The organism is Candidatus Nitrotoga sp. AM1P, assembly GCF_013168275.1.
Taxonomy (GTDB): Bacteria; Pseudomonadota; Gammaproteobacteria; order Burkholderiales; family Gallionellaceae; genus Nitrotoga.
This window is the reverse complement of record NZ_AP019547.1, coordinates 86207-106302: the sequence shown is the minus strand read 5'-3', so window position 1 is coordinate 106302 and position 20096 is coordinate 86207. Positions and strand designations below refer to the sequence as shown.

19 protein-coding genes and 1 pseudogene are annotated in these 20096 nt (G+C 49.0%); 16 read left to right on the top strand and 4 right to left on the bottom strand.

Going from position 1 to position 20096, the window contains the following annotated elements:
* Nucleotide 1 precedes the first annotated feature (1 nt).
* Nucleotides 2–241 carry a hypothetical protein gene (locus W01_RS00495; RefSeq protein ID WP_173051725.1) on the bottom strand — a complete coding sequence of 80 codons (240 nt, stop codon included), beginning with the start codon at nucleotides 239–241 and terminating at the stop codon, nucleotides 2–4.
* 346 nt (nucleotides 242–587) lie between these two features.
* Between W01_RS00495 and W01_RS00490 the strand changes: the two genes are divergently transcribed.
* The 5 genes and pseudogenes from W01_RS00490 to W01_RS00470 all read left to right on the top strand — a co-directional run bounded on the left by W01_RS00490 (nucleotide 588) and on the right by W01_RS00470 (nucleotide 4247).
* Nucleotides 588–1292, top strand: coding sequence for a YebC/PmpR family DNA-binding transcriptional regulator (locus tag W01_RS00490; RefSeq protein ID WP_173051724.1), 705 nt, complete (start codon nucleotides 588–590; stop codon nucleotides 1290–1292).
* A gap of 377 nt (nucleotides 1293–1669) precedes the next feature.
* Nucleotides 1670–2488 carry a tetratricopeptide repeat protein gene (locus W01_RS14455; protein ID WP_198421308.1) on the top strand — a complete coding sequence of 273 codons (819 nt, stop codon included), beginning with the start codon at nucleotides 1670–1672 and terminating at the stop codon, nucleotides 2486–2488.
* Between the two features lie 161 nt (nucleotides 2489–2649).
* Nucleotides 2650–2778, top strand: a pseudogene (locus tag W01_RS00480) (helix-turn-helix domain-containing protein); the annotation flags it as partial.
* A 134-nt stretch (nucleotides 2779–2912) separates the two neighbouring features.
* On the top strand, nucleotides 2913–3701 hold the full coding sequence (fabI, locus tag W01_RS00475) for an enoyl-ACP reductase FabI (RefSeq protein ID WP_173051723.1): 789 nt from the start codon (nucleotides 2913–2915) through the stop codon (nucleotides 3699–3701).
* A gap of 207 nt (nucleotides 3702–3908) precedes the next feature.
* Nucleotides 3909–4247: a hypothetical protein gene (locus tag W01_RS00470; protein WP_173051722.1), complete on the top strand. Its 339-nt coding sequence runs from the start codon at nucleotides 3909–3911 to the stop codon at nucleotides 4245–4247.
* Between the two features lie 68 nt (nucleotides 4248–4315).
* On the opposite strand, the gene W01_RS00465 is transcribed toward W01_RS00470, so the two are convergent.
* Nucleotides 4316–7267, bottom strand: coding sequence for a DEAD/DEAH box helicase family protein (locus tag W01_RS00465; protein WP_173051721.1), 2952 nt, complete (start codon nucleotides 7265–7267; stop codon nucleotides 4316–4318).
* A 146-nt stretch (nucleotides 7268–7413) separates the two neighbouring features.
* Between W01_RS00465 and W01_RS00460 the strand changes: the two genes are divergently transcribed.
* Nucleotides 7414–7722 carry a HigA family addiction module antitoxin gene (locus W01_RS00460; protein WP_242006989.1) on the top strand — a complete coding sequence of 103 codons (309 nt, stop codon included), beginning with the start codon at nucleotides 7414–7416 and terminating at the stop codon, nucleotides 7720–7722.
* A gap of 13 nt (nucleotides 7723–7735) precedes the next feature.
* On the opposite strand, the gene W01_RS00450 is transcribed toward W01_RS00460, so the two are convergent.
* Entirely contained in the window at nucleotides 7736–9841 is a 2106-nt protein-coding gene (locus W01_RS00450) for a DNA methyltransferase (protein ID WP_198421307.1), read from the bottom strand.
* 99 nt (nucleotides 9842–9940) lie between these two features.
* Between W01_RS00450 and W01_RS00445 the strand changes: the two genes are divergently transcribed.
* The 10 genes from W01_RS00445 to W01_RS00400 all read left to right on the top strand — a co-directional run bounded on the left by W01_RS00445 (nucleotide 9941) and on the right by W01_RS00400 (nucleotide 18934).
* Nucleotides 9941–10372 carry an XRE family transcriptional regulator gene (locus W01_RS00445; protein WP_173051719.1) on the top strand — a complete coding sequence of 144 codons (432 nt, stop codon included), beginning with the start codon at nucleotides 9941–9943 and terminating at the stop codon, nucleotides 10370–10372.
* A gap of 185 nt (nucleotides 10373–10557) precedes the next feature.
* Nucleotides 10558–10857: a c-type cytochrome gene (locus W01_RS00440; protein ID WP_173051718.1), complete on the top strand. Its 300-nt coding sequence runs from the start codon at nucleotides 10558–10560 to the stop codon at nucleotides 10855–10857.
* A 162-nt stretch (nucleotides 10858–11019) separates the two neighbouring features.
* Nucleotides 11020–11835, top strand: a complete 816-nt coding sequence (gene hpnC, locus W01_RS00435; RefSeq protein WP_173051717.1) for a squalene synthase HpnC — start codon at nucleotides 11020–11022, stop codon at nucleotides 11833–11835.
* A 39-nt stretch (nucleotides 11836–11874) separates the two neighbouring features.
* Complete coding sequence (gene hpnD / locus W01_RS00430; protein WP_173051716.1) at nucleotides 11875–12708, top strand: presqualene diphosphate synthase HpnD; 834 nt, start codon at nucleotides 11875–11877, stop codon at nucleotides 12706–12708.
* A gap of 130 nt (nucleotides 12709–12838) precedes the next feature.
* Nucleotides 12839–14164 carry a hydroxysqualene dehydroxylase HpnE gene (hpnE, locus tag W01_RS00425; protein ID WP_242006988.1) on the top strand — a complete coding sequence of 442 codons (1326 nt, stop codon included), beginning with the start codon at nucleotides 12839–12841 and terminating at the stop codon, nucleotides 14162–14164.
* Nucleotides 14165–14706: 542 nt separating this feature from the next.
* Entirely contained in the window at nucleotides 14707–15306 is a 600-nt protein-coding gene (rpoE, locus tag W01_RS00420) for an RNA polymerase sigma factor RpoE (protein WP_173051715.1), read from the top strand.
* A gap of 2 nt (nucleotides 15307–15308) precedes the next feature.
* Nucleotides 15309–15800, top strand: a complete 492-nt coding sequence (locus W01_RS00415; RefSeq protein WP_173051714.1) for a sigma-E factor negative regulatory protein — start codon at nucleotides 15309–15311, stop codon at nucleotides 15798–15800.
* 2 nt (nucleotides 15801–15802) lie between these two features.
* On the top strand, nucleotides 15803–16780 hold the full coding sequence (locus W01_RS00410; RefSeq protein ID WP_173051713.1) for a MucB/RseB C-terminal domain-containing protein: 978 nt from the start codon (nucleotides 15803–15805) through the stop codon (nucleotides 16778–16780).
* A 250-nt stretch (nucleotides 16781–17030) separates the two neighbouring features.
* On the top strand, nucleotides 17031–18116 hold the full coding sequence (holB, locus tag W01_RS00405) for a DNA polymerase III subunit delta' (RefSeq protein WP_173051712.1): 1086 nt from the start codon (nucleotides 17031–17033) through the stop codon (nucleotides 18114–18116).
* Between the two features lie 47 nt (nucleotides 18117–18163).
* Nucleotides 18164–18934 carry a TatD family hydrolase gene (locus tag W01_RS00400; RefSeq protein WP_173051711.1) on the top strand — a complete coding sequence of 257 codons (771 nt, stop codon included), beginning with the start codon at nucleotides 18164–18166 and terminating at the stop codon, nucleotides 18932–18934.
* A gap of 99 nt (nucleotides 18935–19033) precedes the next feature.
* Here the strand turns inward: W01_RS00400 and W01_RS00395 are convergent, their stop codons facing one another.
* The gene (locus W01_RS00395) at nucleotides 19034–20044 is read right to left on the bottom strand and encodes a sodium:calcium antiporter (RefSeq protein WP_173051710.1); all 1011 of its coding nucleotides are present in this window, start codon (nucleotides 20042–20044) and stop codon (nucleotides 19034–19036) included.
* Nucleotides 20045–20096 lie beyond the last annotated feature (52 nt).

The following is a 20096-nucleotide window of genomic DNA, read 5'->3' as shown; positions in this document are numbered from 1 at the left end:
CTTAGCCAGGCATGCGAACGATGCGGAATTCGGCAGGATTAACCTTTGAAATAAGCTTGGCCTGAGACACGGCTTTCGCAGCAGGCAAGTGGCTAGCCACTTTGCTAAAAGCAGCTTGGCGAGCCGCTTTGCTGTAAGAGGGTTTTGCCGCTATTACTTTTGCAAGATGCGCAGAGCCACGTGCGCCTGCCTTCACAGGCTTCGCTTTATTCTCAACCGCATTGGCAACTGCTCTTTTCATGACGGCATCCTAGCACGTTAAGTCTGAATTATTCAACGCATCCCAGTGGCAAAGTGAGGGAAAGTCGGGGCACGCATTATCATCTCAGTATCTCACATCCAACATCGCTGGGTGATGCGCAGGGATAGGAATTCGCCGAATTACCCCCTTTGTTTTACAGACGTACATAGCAAACTGTGAATCAATAGGGAGTCAATAAAGGCATTTGAATAGAATCGCTGGATTCCCGCCTGCGGGAATGACGAGGTCTTGCAATATCGGCCATTCTGGGTTGAACCACCACGCCACTTGAGGCAAGATGCGCCCTCAACGATCTTTGTATCAACCATCACAGAAGAGAACAGACATGGGCGCACAGTGGAAAGCAAGGCACAAAGAAGTCGCAGCGAATGCAAGGGGTAAGATTTTCGGCAAGCTGGCCAAAGAAATTATGGTGGCCGCAAAGGGCGGTGCTGACATTGGCTCAAACTCACGTTTGCGTCTGGTGGTTGAGCAAGCCAAAAAAGCCTCTATGCCGAAAGACACCTTGGATCGCGCCATCAAAAAAGGCGCAGGCTTGTTGGATGGTCCGCTTCACATGGAACATCTGGTGTACGAAGGTTTCGCGCCGCACCGTGTACCCGTCATCGTTGAATGCCTGTCCGATAACATCAACCGCACTAAATCCAGCATGAATGTGCTGTTTCGCAAAGGACAGTTGGGCGCGCCCGGTTCTGTATCATGGGACTTCAACCATGTCGGCATGATCGAAGCGACACCGAATACAAAAGATGGTGATGCTGAGGTCGCCGCAATCGAAGCGGGCGCGCAAGACTTTGAGCCTGCGGATGAAGGTGCGACTCTGTTCATCACCGAGTTCACCGATCTGGATGCCGTGTGCAAAGCGCTACCCGCACAGGGCTTCACCGTCACCTCCGCAATGGTTGGCTACCGCCCCAAAAATCCCGTCACCATCAGTAATGATGCCGAACGTGAAGAAGTCGAAGCCTTCCTCGAAGCCATCGATGCGGATGATGACGTGCAGAATGTTTATGTGGGGTTGGCGGGGTAGCACTGAAGGATGGCTTTCGGCCAAAAAATAGGACTCTCGGGACGCTGCCCTGTGAACTATAAAGCTGTGGCTTCACCCCGCAAATAACACACTCTCCTTGACGTACAACCTCTGGTTTGCCAGAGGTTGTTTAATTCAGCACAAACGATGAAAATGATGAGGTTTATACACAACAAAGGCATGAATGAGGTTTGAGTGCGGATGATGATGATGGTAGGATGCAAAATCACTGTTAAGACTATAATTCAGCCACTCAAGCTCAGTGGTTTTTTTTAAAAACACGAGTAAGATGTATCAGCAGATCGAAGGCAACAGCGACGGTGTAAAGTAAAACAGAATCACGTCGGGTTAATAGACTTAAATTACGAGGAATCAAAATGCACAACACAATTAAGGTAAATTTATTCAGATTGTTTTTGACAATGATTTTTTTAGCGATGAGTGCAGGTGCGCAAGCTGATTTGCAAGATGCAACTGAGGCTTATGAGAAGGGTAATTATCCCGCTGCATTAAAAGAATTTCGTCGGCTTGCAGTCAACGGCGATGCAGTTGCTCAATATAATCTTGGTTTGATGTACCACAAGGGTCAAGGTGTTCCTCAAGATTTCAAAGAAGCGGCTGTATGGTATAGATATGCATCTAGACAAGGGCTTGCGGATGCACAAACCTCTCTTGGCGCTTTGTACCAGTATGGTAAAGGTGTTACACAAGACTATGATGTGGCAGACTCTTTGTACCACCAAGCGGCCGGACAAGGTCACGCAGGTGCACAGTTTAATCTAGGTCAGATGTACCATAGTGGTAAAGGTGTGCCACAGAACTACAGAGAAGCTGCATGGTGGTATCGCAAAGCGGCAACTCAGGGTAGCGCAGTAGCACAGTACAACCTTGGTGTGTTGTATGAAAATGGCCAAGGGCTGCCACAGGATTTCAAGGAAGCCGCATCGTGGTATCTAAAGGCAGCCGACCAAGGAAATGCAAAGGCGCAGCACAGCATGGGGTTGATGTATCAAAGTGGCCAGGGCGTACCACAGGACTGGGTTCAAGCGCACATGTGGTATAACTTGGCAGCGGGAGAAGGGTTCGAAGCGGCTGAGAGAAGTAGAAAAAATATTGAATACAAGTTGGCAAAAGTGCAAATAGAACAGGCACAGGCATTGGCACGAAAATGGCTGGCAGAGCATTCTAAGCCATGATTGGGTATGAGGGCGGCGCGCTTTTGAATTAAGGCCGCCATCATGTGAATTTGAAGTGTCTCAATTTGGTTTGGCAATATTTTTGTAAAAGTGAGCGTTACCAGTTTGATATGGGTGTTGAGTCCGTCATCAAACTTAAAGAAAGGTAACGCTCATCTTTCATTACCAGCAACTCAATAATTAAGCATAAGGCAGGATTGCTCAATCTTGCATCAGAACTTCAAAACGTCTCTAAAACCTGCAAAATTATGGTCATGTCGATAGACACGTTTTATCACTTGATAGAAATTCGAGGCAAACCCTCTGGAATAGCGTGAATTAAATTTCAATCACAGATTTTTGGTTTATCCGCTTAGCACGTGGAAATGATAGTGCGGTTATAATCGCGGGAATTATTAAGCAACACTTTAATTAAAGGAATGACATGGGATTTCTGGCAAATAAACGCATTTTGATTACGGGTATGATTAGTAATCGTTCTATCGCTTATGGTGTCGCACAAGCCATGTGGCGGGAAGGCGCAGAAATGGCATTTACCTACCAGGGTGAACGCATACGTGACCGAGTATGCGATCTGGCCCGAGAGTTTGACAGTGAACTGATATTTCCATGCGATGTAACGAGTGATGCGGAAATTGACCAGCTATTTGTTAATCTTGGCAAACATTGGGATAAATTCGACGGCTTTGTGCATGCAATCGCTTTTTCTCCACGCGAGGCACTCGCTGGTGAATTTCTTGATGGATTTACCCGCGAAGCTTTCCGAATTGCGCATGACATTAGTTCTTACAGTTTTCCGGCGATGGCTAAAGCCGCGTTACCCATGATGGAAGGCCGTGCCGCCGCGCTGCTGACATTAAGCTATCTTGGCGCGGTACGCACCATGCCGCACTACAACGTAATGGGTCTAGCCAAAGCCAGTCTGGAAGCCAGTGTTCGTTATTTGGCAATGAATCTGGGCCACAAGGGTATTCGTGTTAATGGCATTTCCGCAGGCCCGATCAAGACACTTGCCTCGGCAGGCATTGCCGATTTTAATAAACTCTTAAACTATAATGAAAAAAATGCGCCGTTGAAGCGTAACGTTACGACTGAAGAAGTAGGTAATGTTGCAGCGTTTTTATGTAGCGATTTGGCCAGCGGCATCACCGGAGAAATCACCTATGTGGATGGGGGTTTTAACACCACAGCACTTGGCACCACCGAGCCCTAGCCTAGCTGCGTTCTTAAACATATCCAACTCCCCCACACACCGCAGCAAGGACATCGCTGAAGCGCGCTGGCGATAGCTTTGACGATGAGAAACGCAGCATAAGAATGAAGCCCCGCACATGTCACTGTGCTCGTCTGGCTACCGCCAGGGATGTAATCTCCGGATAAAGAAGACGTTTCTGGTCGAGCGCAGTTTTTTGGAGCCATCATGGCTGAGGCGCTAGGCAACGAGAAAGCCGTAGGCCGCGGCACACAGGGTGTGCGTGATGATAAATGCCCTGTCAGCCCCGGCTTCGTAATGCGAGAGACCAAACTCCTGCTTGCCCTTCTTAGCTATGGCAAAGTGGGGTATCAGCGTCATGGAGAAATCATACGAGGATCGGCAACCGCTCGCACAATTTGCATTATGCGAAATTGCCACCTGCTATTGTTCTTACCCCCGCCCGCCCAGCATCAAGAGCACTCCACAACACCAGCACTCTATTTTCAGGTTGATTTGGAATTTGATGCGTGTTTTCTCGTATTCCATAGAGGTATCGCTGCATGATAATAACCATCGCCAAACGTAAATATCAGGCTATCAAAACCTGATTTCACCTCTTAATAAAAACCCATCTATGACAGCGATAGCCGCCCCTGCGTTGATGCGTCTGCCAGCGGGCGCACACGGGCGTAGTTCAGCAACTCGCCCAGCCGTGCTCCCTTGCTGCGCCATTCATGGAAAGCGGTTTCACCCAACAACACATAGTGCCAAGGCATATCACCACGCAATTCAGCATCCAAGCTGTTGATGCGTCCACACCAAGCTGTAGCGGCCTTCAGCTTTCTTTGCACGTTTGGATGAATGGTTTGTTGCTGGGCCTTGGTTTCCACCAAATAAACCGCATCCCCGGTGCGTATCAGAAAATCGGGCGAGTAAAACGCGGGCAAGCCGTCTTCCTTCACATAGCGCAGGCGCACGAAATTATGGCGTGTTTCGCTTACCTTGCAGAAGGCGAGTATCTGCGTATCAGTTTGTGCCCATTCGATGAAGGCGCGTTCCAGTCCACCGTTGCGTGCAGGGAATGGCAACCGCCCGTAGATGCATTTGGTAACTGGTAGCGAGTTGCTCTCGCGCATCATCAATTTTGGGACTTCTGATAAGTTGCGATAGTGCACTTCGGTTGCGCCCACCACGTCCTGATGTTGCGATTCGATCAACGCCACGGCCAATACCTTGCTGATATGGTCAATCACTGGCTGCAACAACAGCACACGCCAATTCTCTGTCTCCATCGGGTTGAATGTTTCACCGAACAGATAGCCCCGGATGTAGCCATCCAGCCAGCCAGTCAACTCGGCAGTATTGGCCTGCAAATATGGGTTTGCCAGATGCGTGGCGATCTTGTTGCCTTTGGGCAGTGGCTGGCTCAACGCTTGACTGATACGGCGTGTCAGTCGTGCCAGAAAATCGTTATAGCCACTGACATTCATCACCGCGCCCTCAACGCGGTAATCACCAAACAGCGTACTGCTCTGCAAATCCTGCGAAATAAACGTGTCGCCTTTTCCGAGTAACCCTGTGAGTTGCGCTAGCGTCATGGCAGTAAAAGCAGGCAATGCCGCCAAGTCCGGCGTAAGGTGTTCCAGAAAAGATTCCGCTTCACGCAAAATAAGCGGGATCGCGAAGTCGTATTGCTCAAATCCATCGCGCAACTCCACCGCAATCACATCGCCCGTACTGCTGGCATTGTCGCTGTCTTCGGTTGTCGTACCAGCTAATCCTTCGGCCATCAGTTCGTTGTACCAGGATTGGAAGGCTGGGTGCTCAACGATGGAAAGAATGTCGATCAGACTACTCGGCTCAAGCCCGGTATTGATACGCTCGCGATTTTCGCGTTTGAGGTCGGCATATTCTTCATCGCGCCACATCAGCCGCAAGCCACGTCCGATAATTTGTTCCAGCAGAATTGGGGCTTGCGAGGAGCGTAGCGGCACGACCACGCAAATATTGTTTACGTCGAATCCTTCGCGCAACATCAATACACTGACGATTACGCGCGGCGTGGCGTGCTGATCCACGCTGAACAATCTTTCCCGCACCGGAGCCCAATCTTTCTCGCCCAGCTCCACTTTTTTGCCGGAATCAATCAGCAAGATTTCGTCGTCGAGTCCACCTCCATAACGCAAACCTTCATCTCTCAAAAACTCGGCCACTTTGGGTGAGACTGTGGTGTCCTCGCACACCACCAACATTTTCGGATGGCAAACCGGATCAATGCGCGCAAAATCCACCTCCAGCTTTTTCAGTTTTTGCAATCCGGCGCGCAACATCACCCGCTGGCCTTCGCTCAAGCTGGGGTTGCCGTCTTCATCCCGTTCAGCCTTAAATTCCAGCGGCAGTGCGCCAATTTCCTTGCGCCTGTCCAGCACCAGCGATTTCACCAGTCCAGCGCGCATTGCACTTTTCAGATCAAAGTCCGTGATGATGTGCGGAAAGTACAGTTTGCGTTTGTTCTTGCCTGATCCGACATCGTTGTATGGCGTGGCGGAAAAATCCATCTGCACAAAGCGGCGGCCTTTGCTCACGGCAATGCGATTCAAGCTCTTCTGCCATTCCACCTCGCTCGTCTCACCTTCTTTCTTCAATTCGTGGATGTGATGCGCCTCGTCGTTGAATACCATCAAATCCGGCAACCCGACCAGAAACTCCAGCACATTGCCGCGCGCGTAGCGACGGTCCAACATCTCCAGGCTGTTGCCGGTGGCGCGTCCAGGTGTGAGCGGCAGCACGGCATTAACTATTTGTTGCGGCTCCAGCATTGCGCCCGGTGCCGCGATTTCCTCTTCGTTTTCCGTTTCGTCCACATCAGCCAGCAAATGCCAGTTGGCGATGGCGATCATGCCGTTGCCCGTGGCCTTCAGGCCAATCTCCGTCTTGCTGCACACATTGCCGCGTACAAAACCAAACACCAGCTCACGGTATGCTTCGGGAATGAACAACTCAGCAAACTGCACCACATCCGACGTGGCAAAGTTGCGCACACCGTCAATCTGTTTGCCGCAAAACGCATCCAGCAAACGGTCATACACAATCAATCCTGGCGCAACGATTAAAAACTGGCGCGTGAATCGCGGGTCGCTGATTCCTTCCGCTTGTGCCGCCGTTTTATTGAGCAACTGCCAGATCAGCAAGGCTTGCAGCACCCAGGTTTTGCCCGTTCCGGTCGCCATCTTCAGGCAATATTTGGGATGCGCGTGTTTGGCTTGCGCCACTTCATTCAGCCGACCACCGGTTAGCAGTGCATCTGGTGCAGCCTGTTGATAGAGATCGAGTAGACTATTGGATTTCAGAACCTCATGCGCGACGATTGTGTTGAGTATCGCCTGCCGTTGCCCCGCATGAAAATTCAACGTGCTGCGCGCAGCGACCATGTCCTCGCCAAACCACCACTTCAGCAGCTCTGCCGTGGCAGGCGTGACCAGTTCATAAATATCCGCCACCCCATATTCCAAACCAAGGCAAAGTTGATTGGTTTTGGCGGTCAATCCTGCGGAGAGTGCCAGTTGCTCATCGACTTCAGGCATAGTTGCTTTCCATAAACAAATTGTTTATATTTAAACGCGATTAAAAATTTTGCCGACACCGAAACTGAGCGCCTGTTTGCCACAGGTAAATCGCGCCGTTTGCCGCAGAGAAAATTGCGTAATTTTGTTACTGAGGAGAAATGCACTTGAAAACCAAATCTGTTACGAACGGTATGCCCCCTATTCATCCCGGCGAGTTTCTGCGCGAAATTCTGGAAGATCTGGGGATGACGCAAACTTCCTTTGCTAAAGCCATCAACGTTTCTCCTATGCGTATTTCGCACCTGCTTAATGGCAGTCGCCCTGTCACTGCTGAAATGGCCTTGCGTCTTGGCCGAGCCTTCAGGCAAACGCCCCAATATTGGTTGAATTTGCAGAACATGTATGACTTGAAAGTGGCGCAAGTGGAAATAGGAATGAGCCTGCACGCCATTCCTGAATTGGCGATAGACTGACGCCACACGCGTTTCAAATTTCACGCGGCAACACCACTGATACCACCACTTCCGCCTCAAAACCGAACACATCCACCACCCGTACACACACGCTGCGCGCGCCGTATTTGACGGGCAGCGTCAACACTGCCTTCGTCACCACGCGCAGCGGATCACCATCGTTGTCTGTGTTGCCACGATAATCCTGCCACACCGAGCGGAACACCTTGCCGTCATAGTCAGGATCAACCGCCCAGTATTCGATCAATGCCAGTGGCTCCTGATTGATGACCGCCTGCAACTTGACGCGGTTAGACTCATCCAGATTGATCGCTTCGGGCGATAGCAACACGTAGTTGTCCAGTTGCACGGTCAGTGTTTCCCCCTTTTCGTCATTCCCGCGCAGGCGGGAATCCAGCGGATTTGTCAAACAATTTTTGTGGTTTTGTTCGTCGCGTTGCGAGGAGATTTTTTCATTACCTGGATTCCCGCCTACGCGGGAATGACGTACCCGCTCTACCGGCCTGATGGTCAAATACTGCAAGCTGGAAAAAACCAACCCCTTTTTATGTTCGATTAATTTGTCGCCAATGACTACTTTGATTTTTCTTTGCTTGCCGGTGGAAAGTCCCAATTGCTCTTCCAACCAACCTTTTTTCTTCAGTCTGTCCATCAAGTCCGGCGGAATCACCAGCACTTCAAGACGGCTGTCATTCAGCCCAGTGATGGTCTCGCCTATCGAAGACTCAAAGTTCCAGCCTAGCACCACCACCCGATCCCAGCCGCCCATCAGGTTGTCGCGTTGGGTGATGGCCTTTTGCAGTGTCGCCGCACCAGTAAGCTTGTTGGGCGAATCGGCCAGCACCAGCGTCTTGCTGCCGCCAGCGGTAATGTGGCCGAGGTTACGTTGCGGCGAGTCTTCCGGCGGTAATGGCAATGCGCCAAACAGCGATAGCACAATCTGCGACAAATCGCCCATGCGAAAGCCGCGCCCCAGCGTAGATTTGGCTGCCTCCACTTGATAGTCGCCGATGGCCTGGTATAAAAACGGCTGCGCGTTCTGGTCGATCAGCCGCTTGCGCATAATCATGCAGGCGGGTTTGCCGAGATCGCTAGTAATCCAGCGGCGACCCAGCTTTTCCGACACGGCTGCGGTGGTGCCGGAGCCACCGAAGAAGTCGGAGACAAGGCCATTTTCGGGGCAGGCGGCTTGGATAATACGGTCAAGAAGCTTAACTGGTTTTTGTGTTGAATAATCTACTCGTTCGTGCGCTACCGGGGCAATAATCGAGATGTCCCAAACATCATCTAATGGGGCACCATCTGACATTTGCGTAAGTGATTCTGAAGGAACTCGGTTTCCATCATCATCATGACTTGCAACTATGCGCTTATCTTTCCATCGTTTCTGAGTTTCTTCTGTTCTAGGGCCATACAGCTTCTTGAAATAACTCTGTTTCTGATTTTTTGAGTAAATAAAAATATTGTCGTGCATCTTTTGCCACTCCATAGCAGGAGTTGGCCATCTCTTGTAGTGCCAGACTACTTCATTGATAAAGTTGTTTTTCCCAAACAGCTCATCCATCACGATTTTTACGTAATGCCCGACATGCCAATCCAGGTGCACGTAGATCGATCCGCTGTCAGACAACAACTCACGCATCAAAATCAGCCGGGGCGTAATCATCGTCAGATAGGAAGCTGTGCCGTCGCTCCAAGTATCGGAGTAAGCGAATTGCTCAATCACGGTAGGCTTTTGCTCCAGCTCCACGCCGGGTAGCGTGACCTTGGTGCGGTAGTCGGCTTTCGAATCAAACGGCGGGTCGATGTAAATCAAATCCACCTTGCCGCGCAGACTGGGCGTTTGCTCATCGCCAGCCAGCAGCGCGGCCATTGCCAGCAGGTTGTCGCCGTAGATCAAGCGATTAGTCCACGCCGCATCAGCCGCATCTTGCAGGTGACCTTGGCGTGTATTGCTGGTAATCCAGTCGTGCATGGCACTGTCTTTGGCAGGCAGTACCCATTCGCGGGTTTGCAGGCTGATGCGGTGACGGCCTTCGATGCTTTGCAGAATGCGTTCGGCCTCCTTACGGCCATTGGCGACGATTTCGGGGAGTTGTTCCAGCAGACTTTTGGCCATCGTGATTAGTTACGTTAATTACGTAACTAATAGTTTATATCATGACTGAACTTTTATGTAGGTTACGTTGCTACTGTTACAACTTAGTAACGTAACCATATGGAAACTCCACAACAGAAATTTGCCGAGCGGTTACGTATAGCAATAGAAAAAGCAGGCTATAAAGCGGAAGCTGCCGTGTTGGAGCGTGAGTTCAACCAACGCTATTACGGCAAGGGGGTTACGTTACACGGCGTGAATAAATGGCTGAAGGGACAATCCATTCCGCGTCTGGACAAAATTGAAGTTTTGGCAAAGTGGTTACGCATCCCACCCGATGAACTGACCTTCGGTCTGGAAATCAAACAGCAAATCAAAGAATCCCACGCCCGTTGGGACGATGGCATCGGCTATCAGGAACGTGAAATATTCGAGGCATTCCTCGCGCTCCCCGTTCCGCAACGCAAGGTAGTGCGCGAGGTGATTTTAACTTTCGCGCGGGTATATTTGGCAAAATCTACACGCAAACCACTCATTGGGGAGGAAAAATAACGTCTCTGCACTACATTTATCTTTGTTATAGATCATGCTTCAGCCGAACATGCCATGCACCAACTTGATGACGGCTACCGATTCAGTGATCGCTCTTCCGCCATGAATACCAAGGGTGCCAGGCGACAAAACCTTGTACGGGGGTATATACTGAACCGTATATTAACGTTTACTGGGAGGTCGACATGTTTCAAAGATTGATACTCGCCGTGCTGTTCGTCTTATTCGGAAATTTCGCTAACGCCGAAGCACAATTAATACACAACGCTGCACGTGGTGAGTTGTTGTATTCAACGCATTGCATTGCTTGCCACAGCACCCAAGTTCATTGGCGGGAAAAGAAGCTCGTTACTGACTGGGCAAGTCTACAGTCAGAAGTACAACGCTGGCAGGGAATTGCAAAACTTGGGTGGAATAATGAAGACATTGAAGACGTTGCGCGACATCTGAATACTATCTACTACCGCTACCCCACGTCGGACTGACCGGGGCTTTGTTACATCAGCAAGCCCTTGCCAAGCGCGAGGTGACATCACCGCGTACATTTCTTAATGCAAGCATGTACCGCGTAACGGCCATTACCCTTACAGTAGCTGTGTCCTAAATTCCCAGCAACACCATAATCACTGATCAAAGCTTGTCCCAAAATGGCCGTCAATCACTACGAAAACTTTCCTGTCGCTTCCATTCTTCTGCCCAAACGCTTACGGCGAGCAGTAGAAATAATTTACCATTTTGCGCGTCAGGCTGATGATTTCGCAGACGAAGGCGATCTTCAAAATGAAGAACGCTTTACGGCGCTTGATAGTTTCCGTAATGAACTCAAGCGCATCGCCGCCAATGAAACACCTTTAACGCCTTTATTCCAAGATTTAGCGGACATCATTGCGCGGCATCAGTTGCCGCTGCAATTATTCCACGATCTGCTTGACGCTTTTTCGCAGGATGTGCTCAAAAAGCGTTACGCCAATTTCGACGAACTGCTGAATTATTGCAGCCGTTCCGCTAACCCGGTCGGCAGATTGTTGTTACACCTGTATGAAGAAGCCACTCCTCCAAACCTGAAATATTCCGATGCCATCTGTACCAGTCTGCAACTCATCAATTTCTGGCAGGATGTCACGAAAGATTATGCCATTGACCGTATCTATTTACCGCAGGACGAAATGGCGCACTTCGGCGTAACTGAAGCGCATGTCGCGGATAGCCGCGTGGATAAGGAATGGCAACAACTCATGCAGTTTCAGGTTCAGCGTACACGCGACCTGATGCGCAGCGGCGCGCCGCTCGGTAGCATACTCACTGGCCGTATTGGCATTGAGATGCGGCTCATCATTGCGGGCGGTAATCGTATTCTCGACAAACTTGAAGCCGTGCAGTATGACATGTTCCGCCAACGTCCTATGTTGCGCCCATTCGACTGGGTTATCATGCTGGGCAAAAGCGCACCATTTAGTTTTTAAAAGAATAATTCAGCCAGTTACCGTTGATTGCGAATTAACATGACGCCAGATCAGTATTGCAAAGACAAGGCAGCTAAAAGCGGTTCAAGCTTTTACTACAGCTTTATGTTTCTGCCGCCAGACAAACGCCGCGCTATTACAGCGTTGTATGCTTTTTGTCGCGAAGTAGACGATGTTGTGGACGAAAGTTCGGACGAGAACGTGGCACGCACTACGCTGGCGTGGTGGCATACCGAAGTGACTGCTATTTACACAGGGGCCCCGCAACATCCGGTCGCACGGGCATTGATACCGGTAGTCAAGCAATATAACCTGCTACAAGAGCATTTCCACGAGATCATCGACGGTATGGAAATGGATTTGCAGCAGCACCAATATGCCGATTTCAAGGCCCTGCAACAGTATTGTTATCGTGTCGCTTCGGTTGTGGGGTTACTCGCTGCTGAAATTTTTGGCTACACCGACCGTAATACGCTCAAATATGCGCACGATCTTGGCCTCGCCTTCCAGCTTACCAATATCATCCGTGACGTGGGCGAGGATGCTCGACGCGGGCGCATCTACCTGCCTCTTGGTGAGTTAGCGCTTTTTGGTGTGCACGTCAACGATATCCTTGATAAAAAAGAAAGTGAAGGCTTTCAAAAACTAATGCAGTTTCAGATTGATCGCGCACAGCGTTACTATCAACGAGCACTGGAGCAACTACCCGCTGTAGACCGCAAGGCGCAGCGCACTGGCCTTATCATGGCAGCAATTTATCGAGCCACTCTGGAAGAAATTGTTGCCAGCGGCTGTCATGTACTAAAAGAGCGTGTCTCACTCACCCCGCTACGCAAGCTATGGCTGGCATGGAAAACGTGGGCGAAAAACTAAGTACTTTAAAACTACCCTGATCTGCCGTTTGTTCTAATCTATAAGATGCATTTACGCCTGAGTCGGAGTGAGATAAATTAATTTCAGCACTTCGTAACGCTACGCTCAAAGCGAACTGAGAATTGGTATTGTGAGCAATAATAAAAATTACCATGTCGCCATCATTGGCGGCGGCTACACTGGCATGGCTGCCGCCGTTACACTCGCTGCAGCAAATGTCCCGGTTACGGTATTTGAAAGCGCCAAGCAACTCGGCGGTCGCGCGCGCGGCGTGTGGTATAACGATGTTCAGCTCGATAACGGCCAACACATTCTGCTTGGCTGCTATCACCATACACTACAGCTTATCGAACAAGTCGGCGGCAACATCGAGCATGATTTCCTGCATTTGCCGCTGCAACTCACACTACACAATCGCTTTGAATTAAAAGCACCCCGCCTTCCCGCCCCTTTCCATCTGCTGGCTGGGTTGCTCAGCGCAAAAGGGCTGTCATTCGGCGAACGCTTGCGCGCCGCACGCTTTATGCTGGTGCTGGGACGCATTAATTTCACCTTGCCACACGACATCAGTGTATTAAAGTTGTTACAAATGCATGGACAAGGTGACGAGCTGATACGATTACTTTGGGAGCCGCTTTGCATCTCGGCACTCAACACGCCGATACACATTGCCTCTGCCCAAGTGTTACTGCATGTATTGCGCGACAGCCTGAATGGTTTGCGCAGCGATAGCGACATGCTGTTGCCACGCATAGATTTCACAGCACTTTTTCCAGAACGGGCAGCCGAATATGTCAAACAGCTTAAGGGTACGGTGCTTACCGCTTGCAGCGTAGAAGCTATCATTCCACACGGCGATAAAATCGAATTAATTACCCGCCCAACTACAATAGCCTCTGCACATACCCAACTATTCAGTCATGTCATCTGTGCAGCCTCACCCATTGCGGCTGCGCGACTTTTCCGTACCGTGCCACAACTCGCATTGATAGCTGAGCAGATTGCAGCCATTCCGCATCAACCCATTTACACCGTGTATCTACAATACCCCGAACAGGTGCGCTTGCCACAACCGATGCTGGGTTTAGACCGCTGTTTTACTCAATGGTTGTTTGATAAAGGGCCGATCGCCGGACAGCACGGCCTCATCGCCGCCGTCATTAGCGCGCAAGGGAAGCATCAGAATTTAAAACATGAACTGTTAGCGCAGAAAGTAGCGCAAGAGATAGGCGAACAACTTGGAATAAGGGAATCGCCTTTGTGGCACCAAGTTATTGCAGAAAAACGCGCCACCTTCTCCTGTGAAACTAATCTGCCTCGCCCTGCCCATACCACACCGCTTGCCAACGTACTATTAGCGGGCGATTACACGGCAGGCGATTATCCGGCTACGCTGGAAGGAGCAGTGATGAGTGGAATGCTGTGTGCGAGAACTATTGTATCCACATTTCAATAATCCAAAATAATCGCGTCTCCGTCATTTCCAAACCGATACACCTGAATCTGTTACGGGCTTGAGCCAAAATACCCTCGAACCCTTACCGTTGCCGCCGCGCCACGGCCAATTTATTTTAATAGTTGGAATCTTGAAAACTAAAACCCTTATACTTTCACCAAAATATTATCTTGTCGAAGAGGTTAGCTCGAATATCTACAAAAATTTTCCTGTTAAAATACTAATATCAATGGCTGTATGATAATTAACTTTGCTCGTCAACTTGAAGCTGATGAATTTAATTGAAGTGTCCAACAGGATGCCAGAGTAATGATGCAAATTGCTTGGCTGATATCATCGGTTGTGAAGAGAGACCTTTGGCAACGTATTGTGAACGTACGTATTGTGAACATAATAGTCAAAGCAATTGCTTGATTTTGTCATTCTGACGCGTCATGCAATAAACGTTGAATACGTGATCTCAAAAATAAGCTCCATCAAGTGTGCCGCACTACACTAGCGAGCCGCCTTTGAGGCGGCATGATAAAACTTAGGGTAACAAAATGGGCGAGAAGGAAGTCGATCAGCAATTGGTTGATCGCGCACAGCGCGGGGATAAGCACGCCTTTGAATTGTTGGTTGCCAAATACCAGCGTCGGCTGGCGCGATTAATTTCGCGTTTCGTGCGCGATTCAGTTGAGGTCGAGGATGTGACTCAAGATGCCTTCATCAAGGCTTATCGTGCCTTGCCGACGTTTCGCGGAGAAAGTGCGTTCTACACATGGCTGTATCGCATTGGCATTAATACCGCTAAAAATCATCTACAAACGCTCAAGAGACGCGCTCCAACCACTACCTTATTCGATGCGGAAGAATCGGAAGGCTTCGAGGATGCGGGGTTGTTACATGAAGTTAGCACTCCTGAAAATGAATTAATGAGCAAACAAGTGGTTGACGTAGTGAACTCTTCTTTGAATGCGTTGCCTGATGATCTACGTACTGCACTCACTTTGCGTGAAATCGAGGAGTTAAGCTATGAAGAAATCGCAGCCGCCATGAATTGCCCGGTCGGCACCGTGCGCTCTCGTATTTTTCGAGCGCGCGAAGCAATTGCAACAAATTTACGGCCATTGCTGGGAACGAGTAAAGACAAGAGGTGGTGAACATGAAGCAGGAAATTTCAGCATTAATGGATGGTGAGTTGTTCGATGACGAGACGGAAGCAATTCTCGACAAATTGAAGCGAAATCCTGACAAACATGACGAATGGCGAACCTATCATCTGATTAGCGATGTATTACGCCAGTCCGATCATGTTCATGCCAATATCAATATTGTCATACGGGAACGTTTACAGGCCGAACCCACGGTTATCGCACCGCATAGTCGTGTTAGCCATAATGTTCGATGGTTCGCGCTTTCTGCCGCTGCATCAGTTATGGCACTAACACTCGTAGGATGGTTATCAGTGCAAATTGGGCCCGAGACTGCTCCACAAATCGCCATGCTACAGTCAAATGCAGTACATTCTGCCAGCCTGCCTGCTAACGGCCTGGATGATTATCTGATAGCACATCAGGAGTTTTCACCCAGTTCCGATGTCCATGGTATGACTTCTTATGTTCATACAGTGGCACGTCATCAGGAGGATAAGTAACCATGAAGGCCAGATGTGCGCTGATCGTGGTTTTATTTGTTGCCGTCGCTCCCGCATTCGCTGACACTGGCAGACAGGTTGACTTGGATTGGCTGCAAACTATTGCTTTTGCTACGCACCAAACCGATTACAGTGGGACTTTTGTATATCAGCATAACGGTAATATGGAGACCGCGCGGATTACTCACATTTCCGACCAAAACGGTGAGCACGAGAAGCTTGAAAGTCTGGAAGGCCCACGTCGTGAGTTCATCCGTAATAACAAAGAAATTTTGTGGTATTTAGGTGACCACAAAACCGTGCAAGTCGAAAGACAATATAGCGGTAAAAGTTTCCCTGCTCTGCTACCGGAGCAACTATCCGCGCTTAACGAGAATTACTTGATTCGTACCGCCGAACAGGCACGCATCGCCGGTTTTGATACCCAGGCCATCGTATTCCAGCCTAAAGATACGCTACGCTATACTCATAAAATGTGGGCACACAGGGATTCCGGTCTGTTGTTAAAAGCTGTCGTGCTGGACGAACGTAGACAGATAGTGGAGCAATATACTTTTATCCAGCTAAAAATAGGCGGTGACATTGAGCGTACGCAGGGGATAACGGGGCAATCCACTACCACCTTACAGCAGCAATCTAACTTTGCCACGCCGTCTGAAACCCTCACACAGACTGCAACGAACGATTGGAAGATCGTTGCCATTCCTTCTGGTTTTAAGAAAATCATGGAAGTACGTCGCCCGCTACCTGGTAAAAAGACAGACGCGCTCCATTTTGTATTTTCCGACGGATTGGCTGGTATCTCAGTGTTTATCGAAACATTGGGGAATCATTTTAATAGAAAACTTGGCCTGTCCAGCCGAGGGGCAATCCATGTGTACAGTAAAGAAAAGGGCGATTATTTGATAACGGTGGTTGGCGAAGTCCCTCCACGCACAGTAATGCAGGTCGCCGATTCAGTTCGCTATAGGGGGCAGTGAATATGCTGAAGCATGTAGTGAAAATGCAGTAAATTCCGCTAATCTAATTCAATACTCATCAGAGCTGCATTATCCGCGATATACCAATACTCTTTTGTTTCTAAAACCCTCCCAAAACGACAGCATCGTGGAGATGCTTGAATATTAATTTGCAGCACAAGTTTGTGATAACCCGCGCTAACCAATAAGCTCAAAAATTAAAGCCAGGTGTGATTTACTCTTAATTATTTGAAAAAATGTAAATTTGTTAATGAATGAACTGTACGCATGGCAAGATGAACTTTGGCAACGTTGGATCGGATTGCGTGCACGTTTGCCGCATGCAATTTTATTGAAAGGGCCGCAAGGAATAGGTAAGTTAGATTTCGCCATGAATCTCGCCCGCTCTTTGTTGTGCAAAAAATCATTGGGTAACAATTTGGCTTGCCAAGATTGCACTTCCTGCCACTGGTTTGAACAAGGTACTCACCCTGATTTTCGTTTGCTACTATCGGGCGCGCACTCGATCGAAATACAGGAATCCAACGAAACTCAAGCATCTTTGACATTGAAGAGTTGGACAAAGAGAATCGCTGAAGAAGTTCTTGAGGAACAACAGAAAAAAGGAAAAAAACCGAGCAAAGAAATTTCTGTTCATCAAGTGCGCTCGCTCGCGAATTTCATCAATCTGTCCACCCATCAAGGTGGCCATCGTGTAGTGCTGATTCATCCCGCAGAAACAATGAATGCCAATGCAGCGAATGCATTGCTCAAAACGCTGGAGGAACCCCCCGAGCGGATACTAATAATTTTGGTTAGCCATAAGCCACAGCAATTGCTACCCACTATCGTAAGCCGCTGCCTGGCTCTCGCGGCTCCAATGCCATCACTCGAGGCCAGTTCTACTTGGCTGCAACAACAAAAATATGCCAATCCAGTCGCGACGTTGGCACGGGCTGGCTTTGCTCCTTTACTAGCAGCACGCCTCGCTGAGGAAACTATAGGGGAAAGTGAGTACAGTCTTTTTTTGCAGGAAATCAGACAGCCCGCCCAATTCGATGTATTTGCTTTGGCCGAACAGTTGCAACGCATAGAACCGATTTATGTCATCCATTGGTTGCAGCAATGGTGCTATGATTTAGGCAGCGCAAAGCTCACAGGAAAGGTTAGATATCATCCTTATCTTACTGATTTATTAAAAAACCTATCAGATAATATTGCCATATTCAACCTGCTACGTTTTCAAAATGAGTTAATCATCGCAAAACGTGAGGCGTTACATCCTTTGAATCCCAAGTTATTATTTGAATCCATCCTGCTGTCTTACCGGCACATGATGTTGGAAGCCAATATATAAAGCACGGGACGCTCACCGCCATAATAATCTTTCACTAATAATCCCCTATGTTTATAGATTCGCATTGCCACATCAATTTCCCGGAACTAACCGCAATCTTTGATGAGGTTCTGGCAAACATGCGCCAGAACGAAATTTCTCATGCGCTGTGCGTTTCGGTAAATTTAGAAGACTTTCCCCAAATTCAATTGCTCGCAGAAAAATATGAGCACATCTATGCTTCTGTTGGTGTGCACCCAGACCATGAATCAGATACCGAGCCAACCCAAGCATTACTGGTACAGCTGGCACAACACCCTAAAATCATTGCTATCGGGGAAACCGGCCTCGATTATTTTCGTTTAAAAGGTGATCTGGAGTGGCAGCGTGCGCGCTTCCGCACCCATATTCGCGCTGCGCGCGAGTGCCGCAAACCTCTCATTATTCACACCCGTGAAGCGGCACAGGACACCTTGCGCCTTATGGCTGAAGAAGGTGCTGCCGAAATTGGCGGCGTCATGCACTGTTTTACCGAAAGCCTGGAAGTCGCCCAAGCAGCTATTGAAATGAACTTCTACATTTCTTTTTCCGGGATCGTTACCTTCAAGAATGCTATTTTATTGAAAGAAGTAGCGCGGCATATTCCGCTTGAGCGCATATTGATTGAAACTGACTCACCCTATCTCGCCCCGGTGCCCTATCGCGGCAAACTCAATCAGCCCGCCTATGTTAAGCATGTAGCGGAAGAAATAGCCAAATTGCGTGGCATTTCTCTTTCAGAGGTTGGGCATGCGACTACAACAAATTTCCGTCGTTTATTTTTGAGTTCCTCTATGTAGAGTATTGAGTCTGCAAGCACGTGATGGATGTTAGGCGGTGTGCGCTGAACGTAAGATTGGAAGCGTTCTAGCCTGCCCCATGTGCAGCTAATTTATGCCCTATCGCGATAATGTGATCGCAAGGAAGATAACGTAAAGGCCGCCATTTACAAGCAGTGTCCACACCGGTAATCCGCCTGAACGTGCATGGAACCGGAGCCACGCGGCGGCAACCAAAGTAATCAGTACACCGGTCAACACTTCTATACGCGGTTGCCAAGGTGTTAGCATAATTCCAATGGCAGGTAACAACGTTCCTTGGAACACCATTGCCCCAGTAATGTTTCCGAAAGCCATTGTATCTTTACCACGCCGAATCCATAAAATACTGTTTACTTTTTCGGGAAGTTCGGTCGCTATCGGGATAATGAGCAGAGACAACAGTAATGCAGAAATACCCAAAATGTGTGAAGTACCTTCAATACCGTGGATAAACCCCTTGGCACCAAAAATCAGCAGTGCCAACCCGACTCCTAATTGCAGCAAAATGGTCCATAGATTAGTTGGCAACCCAAGCTTGGCAAAGAACATCTTGCCTTCAGCCGCCGTGCCATGTCCATCCTCAACCAACTTTTCCGAGGCACGCAACGTAAGTAAAATGTAAACGAAATAGGTGAGAACCAGTGCAAAACTTAGCGCGCCACGGAGGGTGCGTGCCTCCTGCGGAATGTACATAGCCACAGCAGCAAGAATAAAAGCGAATAGAAAGAAATTTAGATCACGTACAAAACCGCTCCGTTCCGGCCGGACATGGCCATTGAATCCACGCCGATGAAGAATGGCAAATGCCATAAGGCAGGTAGAGAGTGTTGATAGCATTAGAGGTGCGCCCAGAATAGCGCCGACACCAATTTCTTCATTAATGCTGATGTTCTTTGTACCGGCGAACAATGCGAGCAGTGGAACCATTGTTTCGGGCAAGGCCGTTCCGATGGCAGCGAACACGGAGCCAGTCACGCCTTCCGATATTTTTAGTCGCTCACCAAGGTGCTCCAATGCATTAGTAAAAAGTTCAGAGGCTGCCAGAATGATAAAAAGCATCACAATCAGCTCAAAAACAAGGTTCGTCATTCACATTTCCTCAATATTGCATACAAACGTCTTATGAACTGCGCACTTCCCA